The organism is Pantoea sp. CFSAN033090, from assembly GCF_001264395.1.
Classification (GTDB): Bacteria; Pseudomonadota; Gammaproteobacteria; order Enterobacterales; family Enterobacteriaceae; genus Pantoea; species Pantoea agglomerans.
The window spans coordinates 53,934-80,445 of record NZ_LGYX01000004.1 but is presented as its reverse complement, the minus strand read 5'-3'; the positions used below and the strand labels follow the sequence as shown (position 1 = coordinate 80,445).

Below are 26,512 nucleotides of genomic sequence, written 5' to 3'. Positions count from 1 at the left end.
CATATAAAGCGCGTATCACACTGCGTTGACCCGGTGCAAATCAGCAGCCGGCATCAGCCACCAGAGGTACACCATGAGCGAAAACAGTCTCTCCTCCTCATCAGCCCGAGGTCGCCCCGATTTCAACGGCAAAAATAGCCGTTTCAGTAAACCGCTGTTCTTTATTCTGCTGGTTGCCGGACTGGCGTTCGCTGGCCTCAATCTGGTCAGCGATGTTGAAGAGACCAATATGCCGGTCACCAGCTATCTGCCGTTCTTTCTGCTGGGGCTGGCATTGCTGATTGCGCTCGGCTTTGAGTTTGTGAATGGCTTTCACGATACCGCCAATGCCGTGGCGACCGTGATCTACACCCATTCGCTGACGCCCGGCATCGCGGTGGTCTGGTCCGGTTTCTGTAATTTTCTGGGTGTGCTGCTCTCCAGCGGCGTGGTGGCGTTTGGCATTATCTCACTGCTGCCGGTGGAGTTGATCCTGCAGGCCAGCAGCGGCAGCGGGTTTGCCATGGTCTATGCGCTGCTCTTCTCAGCGATTATCTGGAACCTGGGCACCTGGTATTTAGGGCTGCCGTCGTCGTCGTCCCATACGCTGATCGGCTCAATCATCGGCGTCGGCGTTGCCAATGCGATGCTGCACGGACGCAGCGGTCTGAGCGGGGTTGACTGGGATCAGGCATTGAAGGTCGGCTATGCACTGCTGCTGTCGCCGGTGGTCGGCTTTGTCTGCGCCGGGCTGCTGCTGTGGGTGATGAAACTGTTTATCCGCAATCGCCAGCTTTATCAGGCGCCGGAAAGCAATCAGCCGCCACCGGTCTGGATCCGCGGCCTGCTGATCCTGACCTGTACCGGCGTGTCGTTTGCGCACGGCTCCAACGATGGTCAGAAAGGAATGGGGCTGATTATGCTGATCCTTGTGGGCACCATGCCGATCGCCTACGCCCTGAACCGATCGCTGCCACCCGATCAGATCCCGCGCGTCGCGGCGCTGAACGAAGTGACCGCCCATCAGCTGCTGCAACTGCAACCCGCCTCAGCCAATCCTCCACCGGCCCGTGAGGTACTGACCGGCTTTGTTGGCAGCAACAGCATGAATCCCGACGTGCTGCCCGCGCTGGCGATGACGCTGCGCGAAGTCGGCGATGAGATTCGTCGTTACGGTTCAATGGAAAACATTCCAGCTCAGGCGGTGACCAATACCCGCAACCAGATGTATCTGGCGTCAGAATCGATCAAGCATCTGCAGAGCGCCGAGGTCAGACTGCCGCAGGAGACGGAACGCAATCTCAAGGCAGTGAAAACGGAACTCGACAGCGCCACCCGCTTTATTCCGATGTGGGTGAAAGTGGTGGTGGCGATTGCGCTGGGACTGGGCACCATGGTCGGCTGGCGCCGGATTGTGGTCACAGTGGGAGAACGGATCGGTAAAACCCATCTGAGCTATGCCCAGGGCGCCAGCGCCGAACTGGTGGCGATGATGACCATTGGCGCGGCTGACGGTTTCGGTTTACCGGTTTCCACCACACACGTGCTCTCATCCGGCGTGGCGGGCACCATGGCGGCGAACCGTTCCGGCTTGCAGCTCTCGACGCTGCGTAACCTGGCCGTCGCCTGGATTTTAACGCTGCCGGTTTCTATTCTGCTCTCTGCCCTGCTCTACTGGGCGTTCAGCCATTTTTAACGGTCTGCGGCTTATCGTCATTCAGGCGATAAGCCGCTGCTGCCAGTAAAGCCGCAGGGTAATCAGCAGCGCTCCCAGCACCATCAACGCCGCCGCCAGATAGACTGACTGCATCCCCCAGTGTCCGATAAGCAATCCCGCCACCGGGCCGGTTAAGCCCAGGCCCAGATCGAGAAAAGCGGAATAGGTGCCCAGTGCAGAGCCCTGATCCTGACGCTCAACCCGTTTAACCGCCTCAACGCCCAGCGCCGGAAAGACCAGCGAAAATCCGCTGCCGGTGAGGAATGCGCCCGCCCCTACCAGCCAGGCGCTGTCCGCCTGCCAGATAATCAGCAGTCCCAGGCACTCCAGCAGGAAAGAGAAGAGCGACACGCGCAGCCCGCCGAAACGGGTAATAAAGCGACCAAACCCCAGACGCACCAGCACAAACCCCAGGCTGAACAGCGTCAGCGCATAGGCCGCGCCCTGCCAGTCACGGCTGGCAAAATAGAGGGTGATAAAGGTGGCGATAACGCCAAAACCGATGGTGCCGAAGCCCAGCGCCAGGCCATAAAGCCAGACGCGGGAGAAGACGCGGTGAAACGGAATGCGCTCGCCCACGCTGACCGTCACCGCCGGTTTGCGGCTGGCCATCAGATAGCCCGCCACGCCCATCAGCGCAATCAGCCCGGCAAATCCACCCATACCAAATTCACTGTTCAGCAGCACGCCCAGCGGTGCACCGACGGCCATTGCCAGATAGGTCGCAACACCGTTCCAGGAGATCACGCGCGCGGTCTGCATTGGCCCGACGATGTTCATACCCCACAGGGTAGAGCCGGTGCTGCTGAAGCTTTCACCTACGCCGAGAAACAGCCGCCCGATGGCCAGCAGCGCCAGACTCAGCCATGGCCAGCCGCTCAGCAGTGCGGCCACGATAGTCAGCACCCCGCTCATGCCGCAGCAGAGCAGTCCCAGCATCACCACCCGCTTTGGCCCAAGGCGATCGGCCAGACGGCCCGACTGCGGACGGCTGAGCAGCGTCGCAAAATATTGAATGCTGATAATCAGTCCGGCGATAAAGGAGCTGAAGCCAAGATGATTTTTGACGAAGCCTGGCAGCACGGCCAGCGGCAGTCCGACAGAGAGATAGCAGAAGAAGGTGAAGATAATAACAGAGAGGATTCGTTTGTTGAGCTGGCTGTTGCTCAACACAGCGGAGTCAGACATAGCAGGCAAGGGGTCCAGGAAATTTTTCCCACTATACCGTCAGGCCGATAAGGGGTCGCCTGATTTTTTATCACAAACCATGAACATGTGCGTGACGATCAATCGCCTGTGCAATGTCGCCCGACGATTTTAACGCACGGATTTCGCTGAATAAGCCATCGGCTTCGCCATAGGCTTTGCGCAGATAACCGAGCCACTGTTTGATACGCGCCACGTGATAGAGGCCGGTATCACCCTGCTTTTCCAGCCGGCTGTATTTCTGTAATAACCGCACCACATCAGGCCAGGCCATCGGCGGCTCGTTATATTTCACTACCCGGCTCAGGTTGGGGATGTTCAGTGCGCCACGGCCAATCATCACCGCATCGCAGCCGGTTACCGCCATACAGTGTTGCGCGCTTTGCCAGTCCCATATTTCGCCATTGGCAATCACCGGAATGCGCAGCCGCTGACGAATGTCGCCAATCGCCTGCCAGTTGATCGCCTCTGCGCGATAGCCCTCTTCTTTAGTCCGCCCATGCACCACCAGCTCGCTGGCACCGGCCTGTTGCACCGCATCGGCAATCTCCAGACTGCGGGCGCTGGAGTCCCAGCCGAGCCGCACTTTCACCGTTACCGGCAAATCTTCAGGCACCGCTTCACGCATCGCTTTCGCGCCGCGATAGATCAGATCGGGATCTTTAAGAAGAGTTGCGCCGCCTCCGCTGCCGTTGACCAGTTTAGAAGGACAACCACAGTTGAGATCCACACCCCATGAGCCCAGTTCCACCGCACGTGCGGCGTTTTCGGCTAACCATTCGGGATGCTGCCCCAGCAGCTGCATACGCACCCGCGTGCCGGAAGGCGTGCGGCTGGCGTTATGCAGTTCGGGGCAGAGACGGTAGAAAGATTTTACCGGCAGCAGTTGATCGACCACGCGCAAAAACTCAGTGATGCAGAGATCGTAGTCGTTTACTTCCGATAACAGCTGGCGCACCAGTGAATCCAGCACGCCCTCCATCGGTGCCAGTAAAACCCTCATACTCAGACGTTTCCGGTACGCTTCGCTGCTGCCGGACGACGCGGACGGGCTGCGGGCCTATCGCCCTGAGGAGCGGCCTGGCTCTGACGACGCGCCTGAGGACGCTTTTCGCCGGATGAAGATGAGCGCGATGCGCCTGCACCCTGTCCGCCCTGGCTGCGACCACGGCCGCCGCCGCCACCTGCACCGCCGCGAGACTGCTGCTGACGACCGTTGATGATCGGCTCCGCTTTGATGCTCGGATCGGGTTCATAACCTTCAACGGCCAGACGCGGGATTTCACGCTTCAGCAGACGTTCGATATCACGCAGCAGCTTATGCTCATCGACGCAGACCAGCGACAGGGCGACACCGGTCGCCGCCGCACGGCCGGTACGGCCAATACGGTGAACGTAATCTTCGGCGACGTTAGGCAGCTCATAGTTCACGACGTGTGGCAGCTCTTCGATATCCAGGCCACGGGCCGCGATATCGGTGGCAACCAGGACGCGAATTCCGCCTGACTTAAAGTCGGCCAGCGCGCGGGTACGTGCACCCTGGCTCTTGTTGCCGTGGATCGCGGCAGCGGAGATACCATCTTTACCCAGCTGCTCGGCAAGGTGGTTCGCGCCGTGTTTGGTCCGGGTAAAGACCAGCACCTGCTGCCAGTTGCCTTCGCCAATCAGCTGAGACAACAATTCACGCTTACGCTTCTTATCAACGAAAGCCACCTGCTGCGCGACCTGCTCGGAGGCGGTGTTGCGGCGAGCCACTTCAATCATTTCCGGGTTGGTCAGCAGTTTCTCAGCCAGGCCTTTGATCTCATCAGAGAAGGTGGCAGAGAACAGCAGGTTCTGACGTTTGGCCGGCAGACGCGCCAGTACGCGACGGATGTCGTGGATAAAGCCCATATCCAGCATACGGTCCGCTTCATCCAGCACCAGAATTTCGACCTGTGACAGGTCAACCGCATTCTGTTGTGCCAGATCCAGCAGGCGTCCAGGCGTTGCCACCAGGATATCGACGCCGCCACGCAGTTTTACCATCTGTGGATTGATGCTGACGCCACCAAACACCACCATGGAACGCAGCGAGAGATATTTGCTGTAGTCGCTGACGTTTTCGCCGACCTGCGCCGCGAGCTCACGGGTTGGGGTCAGGATCAGGGCGCGCACCGGGCGACGACCGCGGATGGGCGTGGCAGTGGCAGAGAGTTTTTGTAACATCGGTAAGGTAAAGCCGGCTGTTTTGCCGGTGCCGGTCTGGGCGCTCGCCAGCAGATCGCGGCCTGCCAGCACAACAGGAATCGCCTGGCGCTGGATAGGTGTGGGTTCGCTGTAGCCTTGTTCGGCGACCGCGCGCAAAATATCGGCACTCAGGCCGAGAGAGTCAAAAGACATTAAGTGATTTACTCCGGTCCGCTCTGACCGTGATTCACGGTGTAGTTTTCAGAGGGATAGTGACGCCAGCCAGGGCTGACGCGTGAAAAGGGCGCAAACTACGATGCGTAAGCGGGCGAGTGTAACAGCTTTAAGAGAAGTGTGCGAGATAGCTCACATTTCCTGACACAACTTAACCGCCTGAAAACAGGAAGGCCACCTTCCGGTGGCCTTCAACTTAACTACGTTTGTTTTCGATTCGTCGCGGTGGCTCTTTGGCCAGCAGCGAGACCAGCGCCGGACCCAGCAACATCACTACGCCGAGACACGCCAGCAGCAGGTTGTTGTGGTAAATCCGCGACACCAGGAACAGTGTCATCATGGCGGCGCCAAAGTAGTAAGTGGTGGTCGCTTCTTCAAGATAATCGCCGAGAGTACGTAAACGGGCAATGCGCTGTGTCACCAGCATGGCAACAAAAACCAGTGCGTACATCGCCACCAGCGTACTGCAGACATCAACCAGCGCTTTGTGCTTCCAGCCCCAGATCAGTGCAGCGATCACCAGCAGATGCATAGCAATATGCAACAACGTTTGACCCGTGATAATTTGAATACGATTAGACCATTTCATTCAGTTCTCCTGGCAGACCCAACAGGTCGCCCAAGTGCTACCGGCACAAGCCGGAAACGATTTCCTCAATGTAAAACAATTTTCGGATAACGCCCTAATTTTCGTCCTCTTTCACCACCCATTTGTGACAAAGACTACACTTTGATTCTATTGATGATGAAAAGGAGTGCGTCGCGAGTATGCCACAAAACAAGCAAGGATTTTCAATAAAAGTCCTGACGATCAATACACATAAGGGTTTTGCCCCTTTCAATCGCCGCTTCATCCTGCCCGAATTACGCGACGCCGTTCGCGCAACGGAGGCGGATGTAGTCTTTCTGCAGGAGGTGATGGGCACGCATGCCATCCACTCCCTTAACCATGAGGAGTGGCCCGATTCTCCTCATTATGAGTTTCTGGCCGACACCATATGGAACGATTTCGCCTATGGGCGTAATGCGGTCTATCCGGAGGGGCATCACGGCAATGCGGTGCTGTCTCGCTTCCCGATCGCCGACTATGAGAACCGGGATATCTCGGTGGCGGGCAGTGAAAACCGCGGTATGCTGCACTGCCAGATCGCCCTGCCCGAGCCGCACGGCACGCTGCATGTCATCTGCGTTCATCTGGGTCTGAAAGTGGCCCATCGTCACGCGCAGATGAAGAAAATATGTGAAATGGTTAACTCACTGCCGCCCGACGCGCCGGTGGTGGTGGCGGGCGATTTCAACGACTGGCAGCGACGCGCTAACTCCATTCTGAAACATGGCGCAGGCCTGAAAGAGGTATTCAGTATGAAAACCGGACGCCCGGCGCGCACCTTCCCGGCGCGCTTCCCGATCCTGCGGCTCGACCGCATCTATGTCCGCAACGCCACCGTCAGTCATCCGTGGGCGCTGCCGCGCAAGCCCTGGTCCCATCTTTCCGACCATGCGCCGCTGGCGGTGGAGATTCACCTATGAATTTTAGCTGGCAGGAAGGCAACCGGCTGCTGTTGCTGGAAAATGGCGAAGCGTTTTTCCCGCGGGTCTTTGGCGCCATTCAGCGGGCGGAACGTACGGTATTAATCGAAACCTTTATTCTGTTTGAGGATGACGTGGGCAACGCCCTGCACCGCGAACTGCTGGCGGCAGCCCAGCGCGGCGTGCGGGTCGAAGTGATGGTCGATGGTTATGGCTCTGCCGAACTCTCCGACAAATTTGTTAACAGCCTGACCAGCGCTGGCGTGCGTTTCATCTATTACGATCCGCGTCCGCTGGTGATGGGGATGCGCACCAACGTTTTCCGCCGCCTGCACCGCAAAACCGTGGTGGTGGATGACGTGGTGGCCTTTGTGGGCGGCATTAACTTCTCAGCCGAGCACAACACCGATTATGGCCCGGAAGCCAAACAGGATTATGCGGTGCAGGTCAAAGGCCCGGTGGTGGGCGACATCGCCCGCTATCTGCAACAGGCGATTGGCAGCGAACAGAATACCCGCCGCTGGTGGGGATCGCGCTCTCATCGTCCGGCGGTCAACGCCACGCCAGGCGATGCTCAGGTGCTCTATGTTTATCGCGATAACGACGAGCATCGCGACGACATCGAAGTCCACTACCTGGAGATGCTGCGCGAGGCGAAGCGGGATGTGATTATCGCCAATGCCTACTTCTTCCCGGGTTACCGGCTGCTGCGTGAGATGCGCAACGCCGCGCAGCGTGGCGTCCGGGTACGACTGATTGTGCAGGGCGAACCGGATATGCCGATTGTGAAAGTGGGCGCGGAGCTGCTCTACAACTATCTGGTCGATGGCGGCGTCGAAGTCTACGAATATATCCGTCGCCCGCTGCACGGCAAGATCGCGGTAAAAGACGACTACTGGGCCACCGTCGGCTCCAGCAATCTCGATCCGCTCAGCCTGTCACTTAACCTCGAAGCCAATCTGATCATCCACGACAGGCCGTTTAACCAGACGCTGCGCGATAACCTGGAAGCGCTGCTGGCCAACGATTGCCAGCGCGTGCAGGAAGATCGCTTACCGCCGCGCAACTGGTGGCAACTGAGTAAAAGCGTGGTGGTATTCCACTTCCTGCGCCATTTCCCGGCCATCGCTGGCTGGCTGCCGGCGCATACGCCGCTGCTGGCCCAGGTGGGTGAGCCGGTACAGCCTGAAATGGAGACGCAGGATCGCGTTGAAACTGATAACCCGGGAGCAAAATCCTGATGGCAAAAAAACATCCACGCTGGCAACTGGCAAAAAAAATCCTCACCGTGCTCTTTTTCATCGCGGTGGTGGTTCTGCTGGTGGTCTATGCCCGCAAAGTGAACTGGGAAGATGTTTATGACGTCATCGTTAACTACAACCGCTTTGTGGTACTGACCGCCGCCGGACTGGTGGTGCTGAGTTACCTGGTGTATGGCTGCTATGACCTGATTGGACGCGCCTACTGCGGCCATAAGCTGGCGAAGCGGCAGGTGATGCTGGTGTCGTTTATCTGTTACGCCTTCAACCTGACGCTGAGCACCTGGGTGGGTGGCGTCGCGATGCGCTACCGGCTCTATTCACGGTTAGGGCTGGATAGCGGCACCATCACCCGCATCTTCTCTCTGAGCATCGCCACTAACTGGCTGGGCTATATTCTGCTGGCGGGCGTGGTATTCAGTGCGGGCATGGTGTCGATCCCCAGCGGCTGGTTTATTGGTGAAACCACCCTGCGGCTGATTGGTGGCGCTCTGCTGGTGCTGGTGGCGATCTACCTCTGGGCCTGTGCCTTCTCAAAACAGCATCGCTGGACGATCAAAGGCCAGACGCTGCAGTTGCCCTCGCTGCGCATGGCGCTGCTGCAGTTTGCGGTTTCCTGTGCCAACTGGATGGTGATGGGGGCGATTATCTGGCTGCTGCTGGGACGAGACGTCGGTTATCCGATGGTGCTGGGCGTGCTGCTGATCAGCAGTATTGCCGGGGTAATCATTCATATTCCTGCGGGCATTGGCGTACTGGAAGCGGTCTTCCTGGCGCTGCTTAGCGGTCAGCACGCCTCGCATGGCACTATCATTGCGGCGCTGCTGGCTTATCGCGTGCTCTACTTTATCCTGCCGCTGCTGCTAGCGCTGGTGCTCTATCTGGGGCTGGAGAGTCGGGCGAAGCATCTGCGCCAGAAGAATGAGCAGAAGTTGCAGAAGTCGTAATAAAAAAGGGGAGGCGCAGACAGTGCGCCTCCCCCGCTACTCCCTCAGACTTAACGGCGGTTGCCGAAAATCCGCAGCAGCATCAGGAACAGGTTGATAAAGTCCAGATACAGCGTCAGTGCGCCCATAATCGAGTAGCGACGCAGGTTTTCCGTATCGCGGGCATCGATCTGCTCACCGATATTTTTCAGCTTCTGCGTGTCATAGGCCGTTAACCCCACAAATACCACCACCCCGATGTAGGTAATCGCCCACATCAGCGCCGGGCTTTTCAGCCAGAAGTTCACCAGCGACGCCAGCACGATGCCAATCAGCGCCATAAACAGCAGACTGCCAAAACGGCTGAGATCGCGTTTGGTGGTATAGCCGTAGAAGCTCATCGCGCCAAACATCCCCGCCGTGATAAAGAAGGTGCTGGCGATCGAGGAGTTAGTGTAAACCAGGAAGATACTCGCCATGGTCAGGCCGGTCAGCGCCGAATAGAGCATAAACAGCCCGGTTGCCACGGCCCCGCTCAGGCGATGCACCATGCCTGACAGGAAGAAGACCAGCCCCAGCTGCACGATAATCAGTCCGAAGAAGGTGATGCGGTTAGCAAACACCAGCTCCATGATCGCTGGCGTGCGCGCAGCGTACCAGGAGACAAACGCCGTCAGTAACAGACCGCAGGTCATCCAGCCATAAACCTGCGCCATATAAGCTTGTAAACCGCGAGATGCGGATTGAACGATGGAATCATTTCGTGGATATCGGTCCATGATGCACCTCTTGTTAAACGGATTAGGACCGGCCCCACACAGGGAACCGGATGAATAACCTGGTCTGGCAGGCATACGTTGTTTCTGTTTCAGCCCGTTGGGCCAGCGACAGCGCGACACAACCGCCACGGGCCCATACGGCCTTATGAGGATGCGCACAGTTCAGGGCCAGAATAACAATAAAAGTCGCCCGGAACTGGCTCTAAGTGTGGCACAGCTCAGCTCAACTGCGCCACAACATGCCGCTTAACGTCGCGACAGGCACTGCTGATAACGGCTGTCGACACGCTGCGCAAACCACGCCGTGGTGAGATTACGGGTAATTTTCGGGCTTTCCAGCTTGATGCCCGGCAGCATTTCACGCGGTAATTTTCGACCCGCCATTTTATCCGCCAGGGTAAAGACCTGTTTCCAGAGTTCGCTGTCGCTGAACGACGCTTTCTCCCCTTTCTCCAGATCGCGGCGAATGTCGCTGTTGCTCATATCGATCTGCTTCGACAGCGTGCGCACCGCCAGTTCGGTGCCGCCCGCCGCATCCGATCCATAAAGAATCAGATCGCCATCCAGCGCCAGCTTCATGCCGGTGGCGCGCGACACCGCCGCCTGGAAGGCCGCATTGCGGCTGGCATACCAGCCCGCATTGTAGTCGGCAAAGCGGTAGAGCGGCTGGCTGTAGTCAGCCGGATAGCCGAGCAGGTGCATCGTCCCGAAGTAGATCCCGCCATGACGGGTAAAGACTTCACGCCGGATGGTGCCATCGATCGGCCACGGGTAGCCTTTGGCATGCGCTTCGGCAAACGCAATGCTGACCTGCATCGGCCCGCCGGTGTGGATTGGATTGAGATTACCAAACAGCGTCTGGCCCATCGGCACCATATCGATCAGGTCATCGAAAATAGCGCTCAGCTCTTTCTCACTGCGCACTTTGTCCAGCCGGGCGGCGTAGCTTTCACCGGTGGGCGATTTGATCTGCAGCGCGGTACGCACCAGGAATGCCGGAACGTGCACCTGCGCCGCACGGCGATTGATCTCGCCCCAGGCGATTTTTGGCAGACCCGGCACCGCGGCCTCGGCGCTGAAGTTGCTCTCCTGATCCGCCACGGCGATCACCGCGCAGAGGTTGCTGGCGCTGGGATCGATCTGCTGAGTGCGGAAGGTGGTGTAGATATCGTCGCTCCACGCCGCTTTATTGCTGACGTGCGACGGCAGCAGCCGCTGGATCTGCGCTTTGACATCTTCAGGCTGCCGCACCGGCGCCTCAGGGGTTTTCTTGCTGCTACAACCTGCCAGCACCAGTGCGGCGACCAGTGTCAGACGTTGCAGAATCGGGGTGGATGACATGCCTGTCCTCAGAATGAACCAAAGCTCTACTCTACCATTGCCAGAGTTTCACAGGCAGGCGAGAACTGAACTAAGGTTATCTTTTTTACCGTTAAAGGAACTTACGATGTTTAAACTCTGGCCTGTTGCGGCGTTCAGCCTGTTATTAACCGGCTGCGGCGCTAATAATACGCCTGCCCAGGTAAAATCTCCGGGCGCCCCCACCTCCTCCTCGCTTAAGGTGCTGGAGACCGGCGCCAGCGTGATGCAGTCACGTCCGCCCATCGACGCCATCAACACCTATCTCGACGGATTCCATTTTTATAACGGCGATAAGAACGGTCAGATGGAGGCGCACCACTATGTCACCGTGCTGAATGACGATGTGATGCAGGCGGTGATTTACGACGGCAATACGCGTGATGCACGGCTGATGGGCGTGGAGTACATTATCAGCGAACGGCTGTTTAACACCCTGCCGCCCGAAGAAAAGAAGCTCTGGCACAGCCATCAGTATGAGGTGAAATCGGGCACGCTGATTGCACCAGGCTTACCGGAAGCCGCCGACCACGCCCTGATGAAGCGCATTGTGAACACCTACGGGAAAACCTGGCACACCTGGCACACCGATCGCGACAAAACGCTGCCGATCGGCATTCCGGCGCTGATGATGGGCTTTACGGAGGATGGTCAGATGGACTCGCGACTGCTGGCGGACCGCGATCGTCGTTTTGACGTCGACAGCAAAAAGATCCGCGCCCAGCGTGCGGATATCGTGGCGCATCCTGCCGCAGCAGGTGCCAATGCCTGGCAACAGGGCCAGGTCATTCAGCTGAAGCGCACCGCCGGCGGCGGCGAACACAGCCACGGTCAGACCGGTTTTGGTCCGGCTGAGCAGCTAAAGCAGCCTTAATCCCGCGCTAAGCGTCGTGATGTCCGGGGATGCGGGCAGCGGCGTGTCTGCGGTTAACGGCTCAGCGGGCGCAGACACTTCTGCCCGCTAAGCCGTTAATACCGCTTAGTCCCAGCGCTGAGCCGCCTGGTGGTCGCTGTCGCGGGCATCCACCCAGCGATCGCCCTGCTCTGTCGCTTCGCGCTTCCAGAACGGCGCGCGGGTTTTCAGGTAATCCATGATGAACTCTGCAGCGGAAAAGGCGCTGCCACGATGGGCACTGGTCACGCCCACCAGCACGATTTCATCGCCGGGAAACAGTTCGCCCACGCGATGGATCACCGTGACGCGCTGCAGCGGCCAGCGTTCGCGCGCCGCATCAACAATCTCCTGTAGCGCTTTTTCGGTCATGCCGGGATAGTGCTCCAGCGTCAGTGCCGCGACGTCGTTGCCCAGATTGTGGTTACGGACTTTGCCGGTAAAGGTCACTACCGCACCATCTTCATCACAGGCCGCCAGCCAGCGATACGCTTCCGCCATATCAAAGGGCGCGGGACCGACGCGAATCTGCGTTTCCATCTTAGCCTCCGGTCACGGGCGGGAAGAAGGCCACTTCATCACCGGCGTGCAGCGGATGACTCATCGGCACCAGCGTCTGATTCACCGCCGCCAGCAGCTTGCCCGACTCGAGCGCCAGCGCCCAGCGGTCATCGCGTTCTGCCAGCGCACTGCGCAGCGCGGCCACATCCGGATAATCAGCACCGACCTCAAGCGATGAGGTGCCGGTCAGCTCACGTACCTGGGCGAAAAACAGCACCTTAATCATGCGCGACCGCCTTGAAATCGCCGCTTTTGCCACCGCTCTTGCTGATTAACCGCAGCTGATCGATAACGATATCTTTCTGCACCGCTTTGCACATGTCGTAGATGGTGAGCGCGGCAACCGATGCGGCCGTCAGCGCTTCCATCTCCACGCCGGTTTTGCCGGTCAGGCGACAGAGCGTGGTGATGCGGACCCGGCTGTGGTCCGGTTCAGCCTCCAGGTTCACTTCCACTTTGCTCAGCATCAGCGGATGACAGAGCGGAATCAGTTCCCAGGTGCGTTTCGCCGCCTGAATACCGGCGATGCGCGCGGTGGCAAAGACATCCCCTTTGTGGTGGCTGCCTTCAATAATCATCTGCAGCGTTTCCGGCTGCATCAGCACCAGCACTTCTGCCCGCGCTTCGCGCACGGTTTCCGCCTTGGCGGAGACATCCACCATGTGCGCTTCGCCCGCGGCGTTAATGTGTGTGAGTTGAGACATACTTACCGTTTCTTGAGATGTGAGACAAAATTACAGGGCGCGGTTCGCGCATCAAGCTGGTCAGCGAGAATGCGTTCCCAGGCGGTGCGGCAGGCGCTGGTGGAACCCGGCACGGCCAGGATCAGTGTCTGATTAGCCAGACCGGCAATCGCGCGCGACTGCAATGTCGAACCGCCAATCTCTTCATAGGAGATCATCCGGAACAGTTCGCCAAATCCATCAATCTCGCGGTCGAACAGCGGCAGCAGCGCTTCCGGCGTGCTGTTTTTCAGGTTAAAGCCGGTTCCGCCATTAATAATCACGACCTGAACATCTTCACTGGCGATCCAGCGCGACACGGTGGCGCGAATACGATAGAGATTATCCGGCACGATGGCGTGATCGACCACCTCATGCCCCGCTTCGGCTGCGGCTTCGCGCAGATAGTCGCCGGAGGTATCGTCACTGGCATCGCGACGATCTGACACTGTCATCACCGCAATCTGCACTGCCTGAAATTCGCTGGCTGGTTTACCCATACTGCCTCCTGAAATTAGCCGCCAATGTAAGAGAGATTCTGTGTGATGCCGGTGTTGCCCTGATGCAGAAAGTGCGTCTGCTTTTTCTGCCCCAGACTGCTGGCAATACGCGCCTGCAGTTCGGCCTGCTGGTCGTCTGACGCCAGCAGATCGCGCAGCGGCACACCGCCGTCACCAAACAGGCATAGGTGCAGATTACCGTGCGCCGAAACGCGCAGACGGTTGCAGCTGGCACAGAAATCTTTGGCGTAGGGCATGATCAGACCAATCTCGCCGACATAATCGGGATGGTAAAAGACCTGCGCCGGGCCGTCGCTGCGTCCGCTCTCCCGACGCTGCCAGCCCTGGGCGATCAGCTGATCGCGGATGACCATGCCGGAAACGTGCTGATCGCGGAACAGCGTGCCGCCGTCGCCGGTCTCCATCAGCTCGATAAAGCGCAGCTGAATCGGACGGGTACGGATCCAGTCGAGGAACGTGGCCAGATTACGGCTGTTGAGATCGCGCATCAGCACGCTGTTGACTTTGACCTGGCGAAAACCGGCGTCGAGGGCAGCATCAATACCGCTCATGACCTGATGGAATTTATCCTGACCGGTAATGGCGTGAAACTGACGGGCATCCAGGCTGTCGACGCTGACGTTGAGTGCGGTTAACCCCGCGTCACGCCACTGTTTCACGTCACGCGCCAGCCGGTAGCCATTGGTGGTTACCGCGATCTGGCGAATGGAGGCGTTTTCGCGCACCGCCGCAATGATGTCGGTGAAATCACGGCGCAGCGACGGCTCACCGCCGGTCAGCCGCACTTTTTCTGTTCCGGCAGCGGCAAAGGCCCGCGTGACGCGGCGGATTTCATCCAGCGAGAGAAAGCTTTTGTTACGAATTCCCTGCGGCTTGTAGCCGTCAGGAAGACAGTAGGTACAGCGGAAATTACAGACATCCGTGACCGACAGGCGCAGGTAATAGAACTTACGCGCGTATGCATCAGTAAATTGTGACACCAGAACACCTTTCCAGATTGGGAGATGCAGTCATTTCTTCCTGCACCCTGGCAGCTCGATGGCTACGGCCTGAACCCCCTATCCGCAGACGTAGGCATTCAGGCTTGAGTGTACGCTGACCCGTTGATCAGCGCGGTAAGCATGATGGTAGCGTGATTTTCGTCACTCTTCCATTTGCTGTTTTCGCTATATATTCTTATACATATCGAATTTTCACCGCATTTTCGCGACAGGATACGTTAAAATGCGATCCAGATTTTGACGTAAGTCATCCGCGCGGGCTTAGCGATTAGAGCCTCGCCACGCGAACGGATATTAAGGAGAAGTATGAATCGCACACTGGCCGATCTTGATCGCGTTGTGGCACTGGGAGGCGGACACGGTTTAGGCCGCGTCATGTCTGCCCTTTCCCCGCTGGGCTCGCGTCTCACCGGCATCGTCACCACCACCGACAACGGCGGATCAACCGGCCGTATTCGTCGCTCAGAAGGCGGCATCGCCTGGGGCGATATGCGTAACTGCCTTAACCAGCTGATTGCAGAACCCAGCGTCGCCTCGGCGATGTTTGAGTACCGTTTTGCCGGTAATGGCGAACTGGCCGGACACAACCTGGGTAATCTGATGCTGCGGGCGCTGGATCATCTCAGCGTTCGTCCGCTGGAAGCGATCAACATTATCCGTAACCTGCTGAAGGTCGACGCCTTTTTAATCCCGATGTCGGAGCAGCCGGTGGATCTGGTGGCGATGGATGTTGAAGGCAACATGGTTTATGGCGAAACCGCAATTGACGAGATGAAGCAGCCGCCGCAGGAGCTGATGCTGCACCCTAACGTTCAGCCAACGCGGGAAGCGCTGCAGGCGGTTGGTGAAGCGGATCTGATCCTGATTGGACCCGGCAGCTTTTACACCAGTCTGATGCCGATTCTGCTGATGGAAGAGATGGCGCAGGCCTTGCGTCGCACGCCTGCCACTATGGTGTTTATCGGCAATCTGGGCCGCGAGCTGAGTCCTGCCGCCGCCAGTCTCTCAGTGGCTGACAAGCTGCAGATGATGGAGCGTTATATCGGCAAGCGGGTGATTGATGCGCTGGTCGTCAGCCCGGCGGTGGACACCCGTGGCATTGAAAACCGGCTGATTGTCCGTGAACCGCTGGAGGCCGCCGATATCCAATATCGTCACGACCGCCAGCTGTTACGGGTGGCGCTGGAACACGCCATTCAGGGCTTTAACGGCGCTACGAGGCCGCAATAAACAGCGTTCGCAGCTCATGCAGCTGATCGCGCACGTTGGCCGCCTGTTCGAACTCCAGGTTCTGCGCATGCTGCTGCATCTGCCCTTCCAGCTCGTGGATCTTCTTCTGCAGAGCCTGCGGCGTTAACAGCTGGAAATCGGCCAGCGCCTGGGCTTCGCCAGGGCGGGCGGGTTTCGCTTTGCCGCGGGTTTTCACCACGTTTTTGCCCAGTTCCAGAATATCGGTGATCTTCTTATTCAGGCCCTGCGGCACGATGCCGTTCTCTTCGTTGTGCAACTGCTGTTTCTCACGGCGGCGCTCGGTCTCTTCAATGGCGCGCGCCATCGACGGCGTGATTTTATCGCCGTAGAGAATCGCCTTACCGTTGATGTTACGCGCCGCACGGCCAATGGTCTGAATCAGCGAGCGTTCGGAGCGCAGGAAGCCCTCTTTATCCGCATCGAGAATCGCCACCAGCGACACTTCCGGCATATCCAGCCCCTCACGCAGTAAGTTGATGCCCACCAGTACATCAAACTCGCCCAGACGTAAGTCGCGGATAATCTCCATACGCTCTACCGTGTCGATATCGGAGTGCAGATAACGCACTTTCTCACCATGCTCAGACAGATATTCGGTGAGATCTTCCGCCATGCGTTTGGTCAGCACCGTCACCAGTACACGTTCGTTGATCGCCACGCGCTGACGTATTTCTGACAGCAGATCGTCGACCTGGGTACCGACCGGACGCACTTCGATGATCGGATCCAGCAGACCGGTAGGACGCACCACCTGATCGATCACTTCGTCGCCCGACTTTTCCAGCTCATATTTGCCCGGCGTCGCCGAAACATAGATGGTCTGTGGTGCCAGTGCCTCAAACTCTTCAAACTTCATCGGACGGTTATCCAGCGCCGACGGCAGGCGGAAGCCATACTCCACCAGCGTCTCTTTACGCGCCCGGTCGCCTTTGTACATGCCGCCAATCTGCGGAATGGTCACGTGCGACTCATCCACCACCAGCAGGCCGTCGGCGGGCAGATAGTCAAACAGCGTCGGCGGCGCTTCGCCCGGTCCGCGTGCGGAGAGGTAGCGTGAGTAGTTCTCGATGCCGGAGCAGTAGCCCAGCTCGCTCATCATCTCCAGGTCAAACTGGGTACGCTGAGTAATGCGCTGCTCTTCCAGCAGCTTATTGTTCTCCAGCAGCACCCGGCGGCGGTCCGCCAGCTCGACTTTGATATCTTCCATCGCCTGCAGAATACGCTCACGCGGCGTGACGTAGTGCGTCTTGGGGTAGATGGTAAAGCGCGGCACGACCGAATCGATCTGGCCGGTCAGCGGGTCAAACAGCGACAGACGCTCAACCTCTTCGTCAAACAGCTCGACGCGTAGCGCAATGTCGTCCGACTCCGCCGGGAATATATCGATCACTTCGCCGCGCACCCGGAAGGTACCGCGCTGGAACGCCTGGTCGTTGCGGGTGTACTGCAGCTCTGACAGACGGCGCAGAATACTGCGCTGATCGATAATCATGCCGCGGGTCAGGTGCAGCATCATTTTCAGATAGAGATCGGGATCGCCCAGACCGTAGATAGCCGAAACCGACGCCACCACAATGACATCGCGCCGTTCCAGCAGCGCCTTGGTGGCCGACAGACGCATCTGTTCGATATGTTCGTTCACCGACGCATCCTTTTCGATGAAGGTATCGGAGCTCGGCACATAGGCTTCTGGCTGGTAATAGTCGTAGTAAGAGACGAAAAACTCGACGGCGTTATCCGGGAAAAACTCTTTCATCTCGCCATAGAGCTGGGCGGCCAGCGTCTTGTTGGGCGCCAGCACCATGGTCGGACGGTTGAGGTCGGCAATCACGTTGGCGACGGTAAACGTTTTACCGGAGCCGGTTACGCCTAATAAGGTCTGATGGGCCAGTCCATCCTCCAGCCCCTCTTCCAGGCGACGTATCGCCTCAGGCTGGTCGCCCGAAGGTTTAAAGGCGGAGTTCAATTTAAAGGCTTTGCTCATGAATGCAGTTCCTGCTGGAGAAGTCGGCGGGCAGGCACTTATTTTACTCTGCTATGGTGATTTTGCCAGAAAATAATACTGGATATAAAAACAGTATTGGTGCAATGTTAACGCCAGCAGGATGGCACCTGATGTCCCTGCAGGCTGGCAGCGTTATCGCTCAGCTTGTTGCGCAATGTTATCCCCAGGAAGGGATCTGATTTAACATTTGTCAATAGAGTGTCACAAAATTACAGTACGGTTACCTGACAGATAATTCTCAGGCTTGTTTTTTGATAAACAACTGATTTTACTGACATAAGGCTATGAGGCCAGATTCTCGTCATTATGTTACCAGGCCGCGTATTTCCTCGCTTCCAACTGGTTTTCATTACCTAATGCACAAGGTTATCCACAGGAATGGTGGATAAGTGATGGCAGCCCCGACGCCATCAGCTGTGTATAATTTTTCCCTGCCTTCTCACCACCGTGAAAATAATTTTTTTTGCGTTAAATTTCGCGTCGCTTGCTGCCGGATTATTCTGCAATTTTAATCTGTCACTGGGTGCCGCACGCAAATTTTCACGCCTCATACTAAGATTCTTAATCGGACTTGCTGCCACGTTACAGTTCGTCTGCACCAGAAACAGCGCCCCGAGGCACTGCAAAAGTGCAGGCGCGTGATCACCGTGGGGAATTGATAAGTTTTTCTCACCTTTCTTCCCTGACACGAGGCGCTCCGGCAGGAAACAGGGCCGTTTTTAGATCTGGCCTGGGAATTGCAGGAGTCAGTAGCGTTAACGCGCTGAATGCGCACTGTGCTGCAATGGCGAGGCTGCCGTTGCTGATGACTTGTTTGCCAGACGACAGAGCGCGGAAGCAATCAGGCTAATGATCGGGAAGGAGAGTGTCAGATGCTGAGTTTACGTTCGGTAAATCAATTTTACGGTCAAAACCATATTCTGTGGGATGTGGACCTGGATCTGTCGCCTGGCACCTGCACCGGCATTCTGGGCCGTCCTGGCATGGGTAAAACCACGCTGGTGAACTGCATCATGGGCAGATTGCCGATTAACAGCGGCTCTATCTCCTGGAAAGAGGATGGCTCGCCGCCAGAAGATCTGCTGCTGCAACCGGCTGAACAGCGGGCGCAGATGGGGATTGGCTATGTGCCGCAGGACCGCCATATTTTTACCCAGATGAGCGTGGAAGATAATCTGCTGATTGCCCTGCTGGCGGGTGCCAGCCAGCGCGATCGGCATCGCGCCATTCCCGAAATGGTGTTCGACCTCTTCCCGGCGCTCTACTCTCTGCGCCAGCAGCGCAGCGGCGATCTGCCGATCGATCAGCAGCAACAGCTGGCCCTGGCGCGCGCGCTGGTGTTGCAGCCCAAACTGCTGATTCTGGATGAGCCGACCGACGGAATGTCGCCGTGGCTGGAAGAGGAGATGGGCAATCTGATCCGTCGGCTTAACCTCGACTACGGGCTGACCATCCTGCTGCTGGAGCAGCGCCTGTCGCTGATCCGTCGCGTGGCGGACTATTTCCTGCTGCTGCACCGCGGCCGCAATGTGGCGCAGGGCAGCATGGAACAGCTTGATGACCACACCGTCGATAAATGGCTGACGGTGGCCTGACACTCAGCGCCTGCCCCACCGGGCGTAAGTGTTGCAGGCAGGCTGGAGACGGAGCGCGCGGAACCACCGGAGCGTGTACACATCGCGCAAGGATGGAGAGCACTGCCCGGATTCAGCACGACAAATAAAATAGCCAGGCCAGGCGGTTACTCGGGCAGCGTCAGGTATTGACCACAGGACGCCTGCTGCGCCCCATCGGTGAGAAACGGGATGGTGCCCAGACAGGGCGCAGGTAACCTATTTTTCAGGCTGGTGAGATACTCCTGATAGCGTTTACCCGGCGGTTCGACGGTGTTGGCGATCCAGCCCACTAGCGGCAGGCCGCTTGCCCGCACCGCGTCAGCGGTGAGCATGGCGTGATTGATGCAGCCGAGCTTAATCCCTACCACCAGAATCACGGGCAGCTTTTCACTGACCACCCAGTCCGCATAAGTGTGCGTCTCCGACAACGGGGTATACCAGCCGCCCGCGCCCTCTACCAGAATCCAGTCTGCCAGCGGTTGCAGCGCCGCCAGACCCGCCGACAGCGCCTGATGGGTAATCGGCCTGCCCTCTTCGGCGCTGACGATATGCGGCGATGTCGGCTCAAGAAACGCCAGCGGATTGACCTGCTGATAGGTTAACGGCACGCTGCTGTAGCGCTGCAGCGCCAGCGCATCGCTGTTACGGATGCCCTCTGGCGTCATCTCACAGCCTGAAGCAACCGGCTTATAGCCCGCACAGCGATAGCCCGCTGCGGCTGCCGCCTGCAGCAGCCCGCCGCTGGCCACGGTTTTACCGACCTCGGTGTCGGTGCCAGTGATAAACAGGCGTTTCATGATGCACTTACTCCATAGATTAAATGGTAACTCAGGCGATAGCCGTGCCGATCTCGCGGCCAGTGCGCCTCTAACTGGTTGAGCCGTTGTCGGGTTAATACCTGCCCGTCACGCCCCTGATGCAGATGGGTCGCGCCAATCCCCTTCAGGGAGCGCATAGCGCTGAGCGCATCGGGAAAATGCAGGGTCACCACCTCTGAGATACAGCGCAGCTGCTCTGCGTGGCAGGCCGCCGCAATCTGCGGCTCGCTGAGAAAGCGGTTGGCGTGAGGCAGCGCATCCAGATGGGACCAGGCTTCATGAACCTCCTGCAGCGAACCGTCGCCCAGAGTGGAAAACAGCAGCGTGCCATCGGGCCGCAGCACCCGCCGGAACTGGCTCAGCGCGCCGGGCAGATCCTCGCTCCACTGCACCGCCAGGTTGCTCCACACCAGATCAATCGTGTTATCCGCCAGCGGCAGCGCGTCGATATCACCGGCCAGATAGTGCTGCGCCGCGTCATTGTCCCGCGCCTGTTGCAGCATCTGCGGAGAGAGATCCAGAGCCGTTACCTGTTTGCCACGTTCGCGCCACAGCCTGCTGTACCAGCCGGTGCCGCAACCGGCATCCAGCAGTTGCAGACCACTCTGTGCGGGTGCCAGTGCCAGCAGGGCATCGCCGCTGAGGCGTTGCAGCGCCGCATGGGAATCGTAATGGCTGGCCGCCCGGCCAAAGGCGCGTGCCACCGCCTGCTTGTCAACCCGCAGCGTCATGCAGCGCCTCCAGTAACCGGTCAATATCCTCAGGATGATGAGCCGCGGTCAGGGTGATGCGCAGCCGGGCCGTCCCCGGCGGCACGGTCGGTGGCCGGATTGCGCTGACCCAGCAGCCCGCCTCAGCCAGCCGCTGGGAGAGCGCCATCGCATCACCATTTTCGCCCACCAGCAGCGGCTGAATCGCGCTGCCGGAGTCCATCAGTTGCCACGGCAGCGAGACAGCACCGCGACGGAAATGCCCGATGTTCTGTTGCAGTTGCTGCCGCAGGGCATCGCCCTGCTGAACTTCACGCAGCGACGCCTGCAGCGCGCTCGCCTGCGCCGCGGGCATCGCGGTGGAGTAGATCAGATGTCGGCTGAACTGCAGGAAATAGTCGGCGGTGGCTGCGTCGCACAGCAGCGCGGCACCGCTGACGCCAAAGGCTTTGCCAAAGGTGACCACCAGCAGTTCCGGTTTAACGCCCTGCTGCCAGCAGCTGCCGCGCCCCTGCTCACCCACCACGCCAATGCCGTGTGCATCATCCACCAGCAGCCAGCCCTCTGCCTGTCGCGTCTGTTGCGCCAGGGCGGCCAGCGGCGCACTGTCGCCATCCATGCTGAAAATACCTTCCGTCACCACCAGCGTTTCGCCCTCGCAGGGAGAGGCGAGCCGGGCTGCCAGGCTCTCCGGCGCGTTGTGATGGAAACGTCGCAGCTGTGCCGGACTATGGCTGGCGGCGTCGAGCAGCGAGGCGTGGCTGAGTTTATCGGCCAGGATGCGATCGTTTTTCTCGCCCAGCAGATGAATGACCGCCTGATTGGCCGCAAAGCCAGAGATAAACAGCAGCGCACGGTCGTAGCCGAGCCAGTCGGCCAGCTGCGCCTCAAGATCGGCGTGCTGACGGTGATAACCCGTGACATGCCCTGAAGCACCGGCACCTGCGCCCGCCTGCGCCGCGCCCTGTTGCCAGCCCGCAATCACCGCCGGATGCTGGGTTAAGCCGAGATAATCATTGCTGGAGAAGTGGAGATAGCTGCGGCCGCCGCTGTGCAGTGTGCGGGTGGATTGCTGATCGATCACTCGTCGCTGCCGCCAGCCATCGGCCGCCCGGCGCTGCGTCAGCGCCTGACGGATACGTTGCTGCCAGCCCATTACAGCGCCGCGTTGTAGAACTGTTCAGTGTCGGCATGGAATAGCTGCTCGCTGAGTTGCTGCTCCTGCTGCTGATCGCCGTGCTGAGTGTGAGTATGCTCCGGGTTAAGGCCCAGTTTGCGGAACAGCACGCGGTCTTTATCCTCTTCCGGATTCGGCGTGGTCAGCAGTTTGCAGCCGTAGAAAATCGAGTTCGCCCCGGCCATAAAGCACATCGCCTGGGTCTGCTCACTCATCTGCTCACGGCCCGCAGAGAGGCGCACATGCGAGGTCGGCATCATGATGCGCGCCACCGCGATGGTGCGGATAAAATCGAACGGTTCTACATCATCGTTATCCGCCAGCGGCGTGCCTTTAACCTTCACCAGCATGTTGATCGGTACGCTCTCCGGCGGCGTTGGCAGGTTGGCTAACTGCACCAGCAGACCGGCGCGGTCGTTAACGGTTTCGCCCAGGCCGACAATGCCACCCGAACAGACTTTAATGCCGGCGTCGCGCACTTTGCCCAGCGTATCCAGACGTTCCTGATAGCTGCGGGTCGTGATGATGGAGCCGTAGAATTCCGGTGAGGTGTCGAGGTTATGGTTGTAGAAATCGAGACCCGCGCCCGCCAGTCGCTGCGCCTGGTCGTCGCTGAGCGTGCCCAGCGTCATGCAGGTTTCCATTCCCATCGCCTTCACGCCTTCAACCATCTTCTCCAGATAGGGCATATCGCGCTCGTGCGGATTTTTCCACGCGGCACCCATGCAGAAACGGGTTGAACCGGCGGCTTTGGCCTGACGCGCTGAGGTCAGCACCTCTTCCACTTCCATCAGCCGCTCCGACTCCAGGCCGGTCTTGTAGCGCGCACTCTGCGGGCAGTATTTACAATCTTCCGGACAGGCGCCGGTTTTGATCGACAGCAGGGTACTGACCTGCACCTGGCGCGGATCGAAGTGCTGCCGATGCACCTGCTGCGCGTTAAACATCAGTTCAAGAAAAGGTTGATCAAACAGCGCTTGCGCCTGTGCAATTGTCCAGCGTTGAGCCATTACTTACTCCAAAAAGGGTGTCATCCCGACGAAAAGCAGGGTTATACTTGTAAACTATATTTTTTTATTTTGGTTTACAACTCCGATGACTATCCCCGTTTTCTCCTCAGACGATGCCCGCTTTGACCGCCAGCATATCTGGCATCCCTACACCTCGATGCAGGATCCGCTGCCCTGCTACCCGGTGGTCGCCGCACAGGGTTTTCAGCTGCAGCTGGCCGATGGCCGTGAGCTGGTGGATGGGATGTCCTCGTGGTGGGCGGCGATCCACGGTTACAACCATCCGCGCCTGAACCGGGCACTGACAGAGCAGGTCACCCAGATGTCGCACGTGATGTTTGGCGGCATTACCCATCCGGCGGCGGTGGCGCTCTGCCGTCAGTTGGTGGCGATGAAGCCTGAGGCGCTGGAGTGCGTCTTCCTGGCCGATTCAGGCTCGGTGGCGGTGGAAGTGTCGATGAAGATGGCGCTGCAGTACTGGCTGGGGCGTGGCCAGACGCGCCAGCAGTTCCTGACGCTGAAACGCGGCTATCACGGCGATACCTTTGCAGCGATGTCGGTGTGCGACCCCAAGAACTCAATGCACAGCCTGTGGCGCGGCTATCTGCCCGAGCATCACTTTGCGGCGGCCCCGGCCTGCGGCTTTGATGATGAATGGCACCAGCCTGATTTCGATGATTTCGCCAGGCTGATAGAACAGCATCACCGGCAACTGGCAGCGGTGATTCTGGAGCCGATTGTGCAGGGTGCGGGCGGCATGCGTTTCTACCATCCGCGTTATCTGCAGCAGGTACGGGAAGCCTGTGATCGCTATGGCTTGCTGTTGATTGCGGATGAGATCGCCACCGGCTTTGGCCGTACCGGCAAACTTTTTGCCTGCGAGCATGCGGGCATTACCCCGGATATTCTCTGCGTCGGCAAAGCGCTGACCGGCGGCATGATGACGCTGGCGGCGACCCTGACTACCCGCGAGGTCGCGGACACCATCAGCCGCAGCGCGGCGGGCTGCTTTATGCATGGCCCGACCTTTATGGGCAATCCGCTGGCCTGCGCGGTCGCGGCAGAGAGCCTGACCATGCTGGCGGAAGGTCACTGGCAGCGCCAGGTGGCGGCAATCGAACAGCAGTTACGGGCTGAGCTGCTGCCGCTGCGCAGTTCACCGCAGGTGGCCGATGTGCGCGTGCTGGGCGCGATTGGCGTAGTGGAAACCCATCAGGCGGTTAATATGGCGGCGCTGCAGCAGTTCTTTGTTGAACAGGGCGTCTGGATCCGGCCTTTTGGCCGGCTGATCTACCTGATGCCACCCTACATCATCACGCCGCAGGCGCTGAGCAGGCTGGTGCAGGCGATTGGCGTCGCGCTGGAGCATCCTCAACATTTTGCCGCCTGAAGCGGGCTGACCGCTGGCACTGACGGCACTTTTGGTTATGATGACAGGCTATTCATCGACAATTAAGGAGATGTGATGCGCGTTTTTAGTCAGGATTTTAATGACGGCGAGAAAATGCCTGAAAAGCATGTTTTCAACGGCATGGGTTATCAGGGCGAGAACATCTCTCCCCATCTTGCCTGGGAAGCGGCACCAGAGGGTACAAAAAGCTTTGTGGTGACCTGCTACGATCCTGATGCCCCGACCGGTTCCGGCTGGTGGCACTGGGTGGTGGCGAATATTCCGGCCAGCACGACGTCACTGCCGCAGGGTGCCGGTTCCGGCAAAGCGTCACTGCCAGCAGGCGCAATCCAGACCCGTACCGATTTCGGTCAGGCGGGCTACGGTGGCGCGGCGCCGCCACAGGGCGAAACCCATCGCTACATTTTCACCGTGCATGCGCTGGATGTTGAGACGATTGAAGTAGATGAAGGCGCCAGTGGCGCAATGGTCGGCTTTAATGTGCATTTCCACGCACTGGCGAGCGCCTCGCTGACCGTGAATTATCAGTAATTCAGCACGCCTCTCCCTGACAGGAGAGGCGTTTTTCGTAGCGGGTTACGCCTGTAACTGATGAATCACAACCCACATCGGGCCCTGCCCCACCGCATAACGTCCCAGCGGCTTTAACAGCCCTTTCGGTTCGGTAATCGCATAAACTTCGATGTGATGAGATTTCTGTCCCGCCGCCACCAGATAGCGTCCGCTGTGATCGATATTAAATCCGCGCGGCTGCGTTTCCGTCGGCTGGAACCCTTCCAGGGTCAGCTCATCGCCCAGGTCGCTGACGCTGAAGACTGCCAGCGTGCTGCTGGTGCGATCGCAGGCATAGAGGAAACGGCCATCCGGCGTCAGATGAATATCGGCTGCCCAGCGCGTACCGCTGAAATCAGGCGGCATCATATCCAGCGTCTGAACGCTTTCTGCTTCGCCTTCGCCCGTATTTAATGCCCACACCTCAACCGTGCTGTCGAGCTCATTCACGCAGTAAGCATACTGACCGCCCGGATGGAACTGCATATGACGTGGGCCAGCGCCTTCTACCGTCGTGACCTGCGTCTGTTTACGCGGCGTCAGCTGACCATCTTCGCCCAGCGTAAACAGACAGATACGGTCCTGCTTCAGAGCCGGCACGTAGAGCGTCTTGTTGTCATTATCGATGTTGGCCGAGTGACAGCCATCCAGTCCGCTGATCACCTGCAGCGGGGCCTGCGGAATGCCGTCATCGCCAATCGGGCTGACGCTGACGCAGGCATCATTGTAGGAGCCGCAGAACAGGAACCTGCCCTGGCGATCGGTGGAAATGTGAGTCGGACTGCCGGGCAACGGCGCCTGACCCGCTTCGGTCAGCGTGCCATCGGCGGCAATGCGAAACGCCAGCACGCGGAAATTGGGACGCACACCGACATAGAGAAAATCGCGGTTCGGACTCACCACCATCGGCTGAACCTGGCCGGCGACATCGGTCACCTGAAGCAACGTCAGCCCGCCCTCATCATTCATCTGCCAGACGTGGATCTGCTGGCTCTCGGGACTGGCGGTGTAGACAACTTGTTTCATGCATTCTCCTTTTTTGCTGCCTGATCATGATCTGTGAATCACTGTAGCCTGTTTTATTGCCCTGCGCTGGGATCATTTGTG

27 protein-coding genes and 1 riboswitch are annotated in these 26,512 nt (G+C 58.7%); of the genes, 9 read left to right on the top strand and 18 right to left on the bottom strand.

Translation table 11 applies throughout. From position 1 onward, the window contains the following. The first annotated feature begins 73 nt into the window (after positions 1-73). On the top strand, positions 74-1,675 hold the full coding sequence (locus AFL22_RS03825; protein ID WP_052270825.1) for an inorganic phosphate transporter: 1,602 nt from the start codon (positions 74-76) through the stop codon (positions 1,673-1,675). Positions 1,676-1,696: 21 nt separating this feature from the next. On the opposite strand, the gene AFL22_RS03820 is transcribed toward AFL22_RS03825, so the two are convergent. The 4 genes from AFL22_RS03820 to AFL22_RS03805 all read right to left on the bottom strand — a co-directional run bounded on the left by AFL22_RS03820 (position 1,697) and on the right by AFL22_RS03805 (position 5,894). Beyond that, on the bottom strand, positions 1,697-2,884 hold the full coding sequence (locus tag AFL22_RS03820; RefSeq protein WP_052270824.1) for an MFS transporter: 1,188 nt from the start codon (positions 2,882-2,884) through the stop codon (positions 1,697-1,699). 70 nt (positions 2,885-2,954) lie between these two features. After that, the gene (gene dusC, locus AFL22_RS03815) at positions 2,955-3,905 is read right to left on the bottom strand and encodes a tRNA dihydrouridine(16) synthase DusC (RefSeq protein WP_033766737.1); all 951 of its coding nucleotides are present in this window, start codon (positions 3,903-3,905) and stop codon (positions 2,955-2,957) included. Positions 3,906-3,907: 2 nt separating this feature from the next. Next, on the bottom strand, positions 3,908-5,284 hold the full coding sequence (gene rhlE / locus AFL22_RS03810; protein ID WP_033779545.1) for an ATP-dependent RNA helicase RhlE: 1,377 nt from the start codon (positions 5,282-5,284) through the stop codon (positions 3,908-3,910). A 217-nt stretch (positions 5,285-5,501) separates the two neighbouring features. Next, positions 5,502-5,894, bottom strand: a complete 393-nt coding sequence (locus AFL22_RS03805) for a YbhQ family protein (protein ID WP_031594396.1) — start codon at positions 5,892-5,894, stop codon at positions 5,502-5,504. Positions 5,895-6,073: 179 nt separating this feature from the next. Here AFL22_RS03805 and AFL22_RS03800 point away from each other — a divergent pair, with 179 nt between their 5' ends. From AFL22_RS03800 to AFL22_RS03790, 3 genes are read left to right on the top strand one after another with little or no spacing between them, the layout of a single operon-like run. Then, on the top strand, positions 6,074-6,835 hold the full coding sequence (locus AFL22_RS03800; protein ID WP_022626009.1) for an endonuclease/exonuclease/phosphatase family protein: 762 nt from the start codon (positions 6,074-6,076) through the stop codon (positions 6,833-6,835). After that, positions 6,832-8,076 carry a cardiolipin synthase ClsB gene (gene clsB / locus AFL22_RS03795; protein WP_010260263.1) on the top strand — a complete coding sequence of 415 codons (1,245 nt, stop codon included), beginning with the start codon at positions 6,832-6,834 and terminating at the stop codon, positions 8,074-8,076. Before AFL22_RS03800 ends, clsB begins: the two co-directional genes overlap by 4 nt. Further along, on the top strand, positions 8,076-9,041 hold the full coding sequence (locus AFL22_RS03790) for a lysylphosphatidylglycerol synthase domain-containing protein (RefSeq protein WP_052270823.1): 966 nt from the start codon (positions 8,076-8,078) through the stop codon (positions 9,039-9,041). The genes clsB and AFL22_RS03790 overlap by 1 nt, the downstream gene beginning before the upstream one ends. Positions 9,042-9,091: 50 nt before the next feature. Here AFL22_RS03790 and AFL22_RS03785 read toward each other — a convergent pair whose 3' ends face one another. Then, complete coding sequence (locus AFL22_RS03785) at positions 9,092-9,799, bottom strand: Bax inhibitor-1/YccA family protein (RefSeq protein ID WP_010260256.1); 708 nt, start codon at positions 9,797-9,799, stop codon at positions 9,092-9,094. Between the two features lie 246 nt (positions 9,800-10,045). After that, positions 10,046-11,140, bottom strand: coding sequence for a DUF1615 domain-containing protein (locus AFL22_RS03780; protein WP_010669679.1), 1,095 nt, complete (start codon positions 11,138-11,140; stop codon positions 10,046-10,048). A gap of 106 nt (positions 11,141-11,246) precedes the next feature. On the opposite strand from AFL22_RS03780, the gene AFL22_RS03775 reads away from it, so the two are divergent. After that, positions 11,247-12,032 (top strand): OBAP family protein, encoded by a 786-nt coding sequence (locus AFL22_RS03775; protein ID WP_010260249.1) that lies wholly within the window; start codon positions 11,247-11,249, stop codon positions 12,030-12,032. A 105-nt stretch (positions 12,033-12,137) separates the two neighbouring features. Here AFL22_RS03775 and moaE read toward each other — a convergent pair whose 3' ends face one another. From moaE to moaA, 5 genes are all read right to left on the bottom strand, one after another. Continuing rightward, positions 12,138-12,590, bottom strand: a complete 453-nt coding sequence (gene moaE / locus AFL22_RS03770) for a molybdopterin synthase catalytic subunit MoaE (RefSeq protein WP_010260246.1) — start codon at positions 12,588-12,590, stop codon at positions 12,138-12,140. A 1-nt stretch (position 12,591) separates the two neighbouring features. Then, a complete protein-coding gene (gene moaD, locus AFL22_RS03765) occupies positions 12,592-12,837 on the bottom strand; it encodes a molybdopterin synthase sulfur carrier subunit (RefSeq protein WP_022626012.1) in 246 nt (81 codons plus the stop codon). Next, positions 12,830-13,315, bottom strand: coding sequence for a cyclic pyranopterin monophosphate synthase MoaC (moaC, locus tag AFL22_RS03760; RefSeq protein ID WP_052270822.1), 486 nt, complete (start codon positions 13,313-13,315; stop codon positions 12,830-12,832). The genes moaD and moaC overlap by 8 nt, the downstream gene beginning before the upstream one ends. A gap of 2 nt (positions 13,316-13,317) precedes the next feature. Next, positions 13,318-13,833 (bottom strand): molybdenum cofactor biosynthesis protein B, encoded by a 516-nt coding sequence (moaB, locus tag AFL22_RS03755; RefSeq protein ID WP_052270821.1) that lies wholly within the window; start codon positions 13,831-13,833, stop codon positions 13,318-13,320. Positions 13,834-13,847: 14 nt separating this feature from the next. Then, the gene (gene moaA, locus AFL22_RS03750) at positions 13,848-14,834 is read right to left on the bottom strand and encodes a GTP 3',8-cyclase MoaA (protein ID WP_022626014.1); all 987 of its coding nucleotides are present in this window, start codon (positions 14,832-14,834) and stop codon (positions 13,848-13,850) included. After that, a riboswitch (molybdenum cofactor riboswitch) is annotated at positions 14,824-14,957 on the bottom strand. Its footprint overlaps the gene before it by 11 nt. A gap of 204 nt (positions 14,958-15,161) precedes the next feature. Between moaA and yvcK the strand changes: the two genes are divergently transcribed. Then, complete coding sequence (yvcK, locus tag AFL22_RS03745; protein ID WP_010260233.1) at positions 15,162-16,085, top strand: uridine diphosphate-N-acetylglucosamine-binding protein YvcK; 924 nt, start codon at positions 15,162-15,164, stop codon at positions 16,083-16,085. Here yvcK and uvrB read toward each other — a convergent pair. Further along, a complete protein-coding gene (gene uvrB, locus AFL22_RS03740; RefSeq protein ID WP_010260230.1) occupies positions 16,069-18,090 on the bottom strand; it encodes an excinuclease ABC subunit UvrB in 2,022 nt (673 codons plus the stop codon). The two genes, yvcK and uvrB, sit on opposite strands and share 17 nt — an antisense overlap. 431 nt (positions 18,091-18,521) lie before the next feature. Continuing rightward, positions 18,522-18,800, bottom strand: coding sequence for a hypothetical protein (locus AFL22_RS03730; RefSeq protein ID WP_052270820.1), 279 nt, complete (start codon positions 18,798-18,800; stop codon positions 18,522-18,524). A 183-nt stretch (positions 18,801-18,983) separates the two neighbouring features. Here AFL22_RS03730 and AFL22_RS03725 point away from each other — a divergent pair, with 183 nt between their 5' ends. Further along, positions 18,984-19,706, top strand: a complete 723-nt coding sequence (locus tag AFL22_RS03725; RefSeq protein WP_052270819.1) for an ATP-binding cassette domain-containing protein — start codon at positions 18,984-18,986, stop codon at positions 19,704-19,706. A gap of 146 nt (positions 19,707-19,852) precedes the next feature. Here the strand turns inward: AFL22_RS03725 and bioD are convergent, their stop codons facing one another. The 4 genes from bioD to bioB are packed head-to-tail and all read right to left on the bottom strand — an operon-like array spanning position 19,853 to position 23,442. After that, complete coding sequence (bioD, locus tag AFL22_RS03720) at positions 19,853-20,524, bottom strand: dethiobiotin synthase (protein ID WP_052270818.1); 672 nt, start codon at positions 20,522-20,524, stop codon at positions 19,853-19,855. Further along, positions 20,521-21,276: a malonyl-ACP O-methyltransferase BioC gene (bioC, locus tag AFL22_RS03715; protein ID WP_052270817.1), complete on the bottom strand. Its 756-nt coding sequence runs from the start codon at positions 21,274-21,276 to the stop codon at positions 20,521-20,523. Before bioC ends, bioD begins: the two co-directional genes overlap by 4 nt. Further along, positions 21,260-22,411 (bottom strand): 8-amino-7-oxononanoate synthase, encoded by a 1,152-nt coding sequence (gene bioF / locus AFL22_RS03710; protein ID WP_010669671.1) that lies wholly within the window; start codon positions 22,409-22,411, stop codon positions 21,260-21,262. Before bioF ends, bioC begins: the two co-directional genes overlap by 17 nt. Continuing rightward, a complete protein-coding gene (bioB, locus tag AFL22_RS03705) occupies positions 22,411-23,442 on the bottom strand; it encodes a biotin synthase BioB (protein WP_031593833.1) in 1,032 nt (343 codons plus the stop codon). Before bioB ends, bioF begins: the two co-directional genes overlap by 1 nt. A gap of 85 nt (positions 23,443-23,527) precedes the next feature. On the opposite strand from bioB, the gene bioA reads away from it, so the two are divergent. Together bioA and AFL22_RS03695 are read left to right on the top strand one after the other, a co-directional pair. Further along, the gene (gene bioA / locus AFL22_RS03700; RefSeq protein WP_052270816.1) at positions 23,528-24,832 is read left to right on the top strand and encodes an adenosylmethionine--8-amino-7-oxononanoate transaminase; all 1,305 of its coding nucleotides are present in this window, start codon (positions 23,528-23,530) and stop codon (positions 24,830-24,832) included. Positions 24,833-24,907: 75 nt separating this feature from the next. Further along, complete coding sequence (locus tag AFL22_RS03695) at positions 24,908-25,384, top strand: kinase inhibitor (RefSeq protein ID WP_013357177.1); 477 nt, start codon at positions 24,908-24,910, stop codon at positions 25,382-25,384. 45 nt (positions 25,385-25,429) lie between these two features. Here the strand turns inward: AFL22_RS03695 and pgl are convergent, their stop codons facing one another. After that, positions 25,430-26,431, bottom strand: a complete 1,002-nt coding sequence (gene pgl / locus AFL22_RS03690) for a 6-phosphogluconolactonase (RefSeq protein ID WP_010669667.1) — start codon at positions 26,429-26,431, stop codon at positions 25,430-25,432. Positions 26,432-26,512: the final 81 nt, after the last annotated feature.

What these genes read in the sequence shown, in the direction of transcription:
- AFL22_RS03825 (WP_052270825.1), top strand. Translation starts at nt 74, where the DNA reads ATGAGCGAAAACAGTCTCTCCTCCTCATCAGCCCGAGGTCGCCCCGAT.
- AFL22_RS03820 (WP_052270824.1), bottom strand. Translation starts at nt 2,884, where the DNA reads ATGTCTGACTCCGCTGTGTTGAGCAACAGCCAGCTCAACAAACGAATC.
- dusC (WP_033766737.1), bottom strand. Translation starts at nt 3,905, where the DNA reads ATGAGGGTTTTACTGGCACCGATGGAGGGCGTGCTGGATTCACTGGTG.
- rhlE (WP_033779545.1), bottom strand. Translation starts at nt 5,284, where the DNA reads ATGTCTTTTGACTCTCTCGGCCTGAGTGCCGATATTTTGCGCGCGGTC.
- AFL22_RS03805 (WP_031594396.1), bottom strand. Translation starts at nt 5,894, where the DNA reads ATGAAATGGTCTAATCGTATTCAAATTATCACGGGTCAAACGTTGTTG.
- AFL22_RS03800 (WP_022626009.1), top strand. Translation starts at nt 6,074, where the DNA reads ATGCCACAAAACAAGCAAGGATTTTCAATAAAAGTCCTGACGATCAAT.
- clsB (WP_010260263.1), top strand. Translation starts at nt 6,832, where the DNA reads ATGAATTTTAGCTGGCAGGAAGGCAACCGGCTGCTGTTGCTGGAAAAT.
- AFL22_RS03790 (WP_052270823.1), top strand. Translation starts at nt 8,076, where the DNA reads ATGGCAAAAAAACATCCACGCTGGCAACTGGCAAAAAAAATCCTCACC.
- AFL22_RS03785 (WP_010260256.1), bottom strand. Translation starts at nt 9,799, where the DNA reads ATGGACCGATATCCACGAAATGATTCCATCGTTCAATCCGCATCTCGC.
- AFL22_RS03780 (WP_010669679.1), bottom strand. Translation starts at nt 11,140, where the DNA reads ATGTCATCCACCCCGATTCTGCAACGTCTGACACTGGTCGCCGCACTG.
- AFL22_RS03775 (WP_010260249.1), top strand. Translation starts at nt 11,247, where the DNA reads ATGTTTAAACTCTGGCCTGTTGCGGCGTTCAGCCTGTTATTAACCGGC.
- moaE (WP_010260246.1), bottom strand. Translation starts at nt 12,590, where the DNA reads ATGGAAACGCAGATTCGCGTCGGTCCCGCGCCCTTTGATATGGCGGAA.
- moaD (WP_022626012.1), bottom strand. Translation starts at nt 12,837, where the DNA reads ATGATTAAGGTGCTGTTTTTCGCCCAGGTACGTGAGCTGACCGGCACC.
- moaC (WP_052270822.1), bottom strand. Translation starts at nt 13,315, where the DNA reads ATGTCTCAACTCACACACATTAACGCCGCGGGCGAAGCGCACATGGTG.
- moaB (WP_052270821.1), bottom strand. Translation starts at nt 13,833, where the DNA reads ATGGGTAAACCAGCCAGCGAATTTCAGGCAGTGCAGATTGCGGTGATG.
- yvcK (WP_010260233.1), top strand. Translation starts at nt 15,162, where the DNA reads ATGAATCGCACACTGGCCGATCTTGATCGCGTTGTGGCACTGGGAGGC.
- uvrB (WP_010260230.1), bottom strand. Translation starts at nt 18,090, where the DNA reads ATGAGCAAAGCCTTTAAATTGAACTCCGCCTTTAAACCTTCGGGCGAC.
- AFL22_RS03725 (WP_052270819.1), top strand. Translation starts at nt 18,984, where the DNA reads ATGCTGAGTTTACGTTCGGTAAATCAATTTTACGGTCAAAACCATATT.
- bioD (WP_052270818.1), bottom strand. Translation starts at nt 20,524, where the DNA reads ATGAAACGCCTGTTTATCACTGGCACCGACACCGAGGTCGGTAAAACC.
- bioC (WP_052270817.1), bottom strand. Translation starts at nt 21,276, where the DNA reads ATGACGCTGCGGGTTGACAAGCAGGCGGTGGCACGCGCCTTTGGCCGG.
- bioF (WP_010669671.1), bottom strand. Translation starts at nt 22,411, where the DNA reads ATGGGCTGGCAGCAACGTATCCGTCAGGCGCTGACGCAGCGCCGGGCG.
- bioB (WP_031593833.1), bottom strand. Translation starts at nt 23,442, where the DNA reads ATGGCTCAACGCTGGACAATTGCACAGGCGCAAGCGCTGTTTGATCAA.
- bioA (WP_052270816.1), top strand. Translation starts at nt 23,528, where the DNA reads ATGACTATCCCCGTTTTCTCCTCAGACGATGCCCGCTTTGACCGCCAG.
- AFL22_RS03695 (WP_013357177.1), top strand. Translation starts at nt 24,908, where the DNA reads ATGCGCGTTTTTAGTCAGGATTTTAATGACGGCGAGAAAATGCCTGAA.
- pgl (WP_010669667.1), bottom strand. Translation starts at nt 26,431, where the DNA reads ATGAAACAAGTTGTCTACACCGCCAGTCCCGAGAGCCAGCAGATCCAC.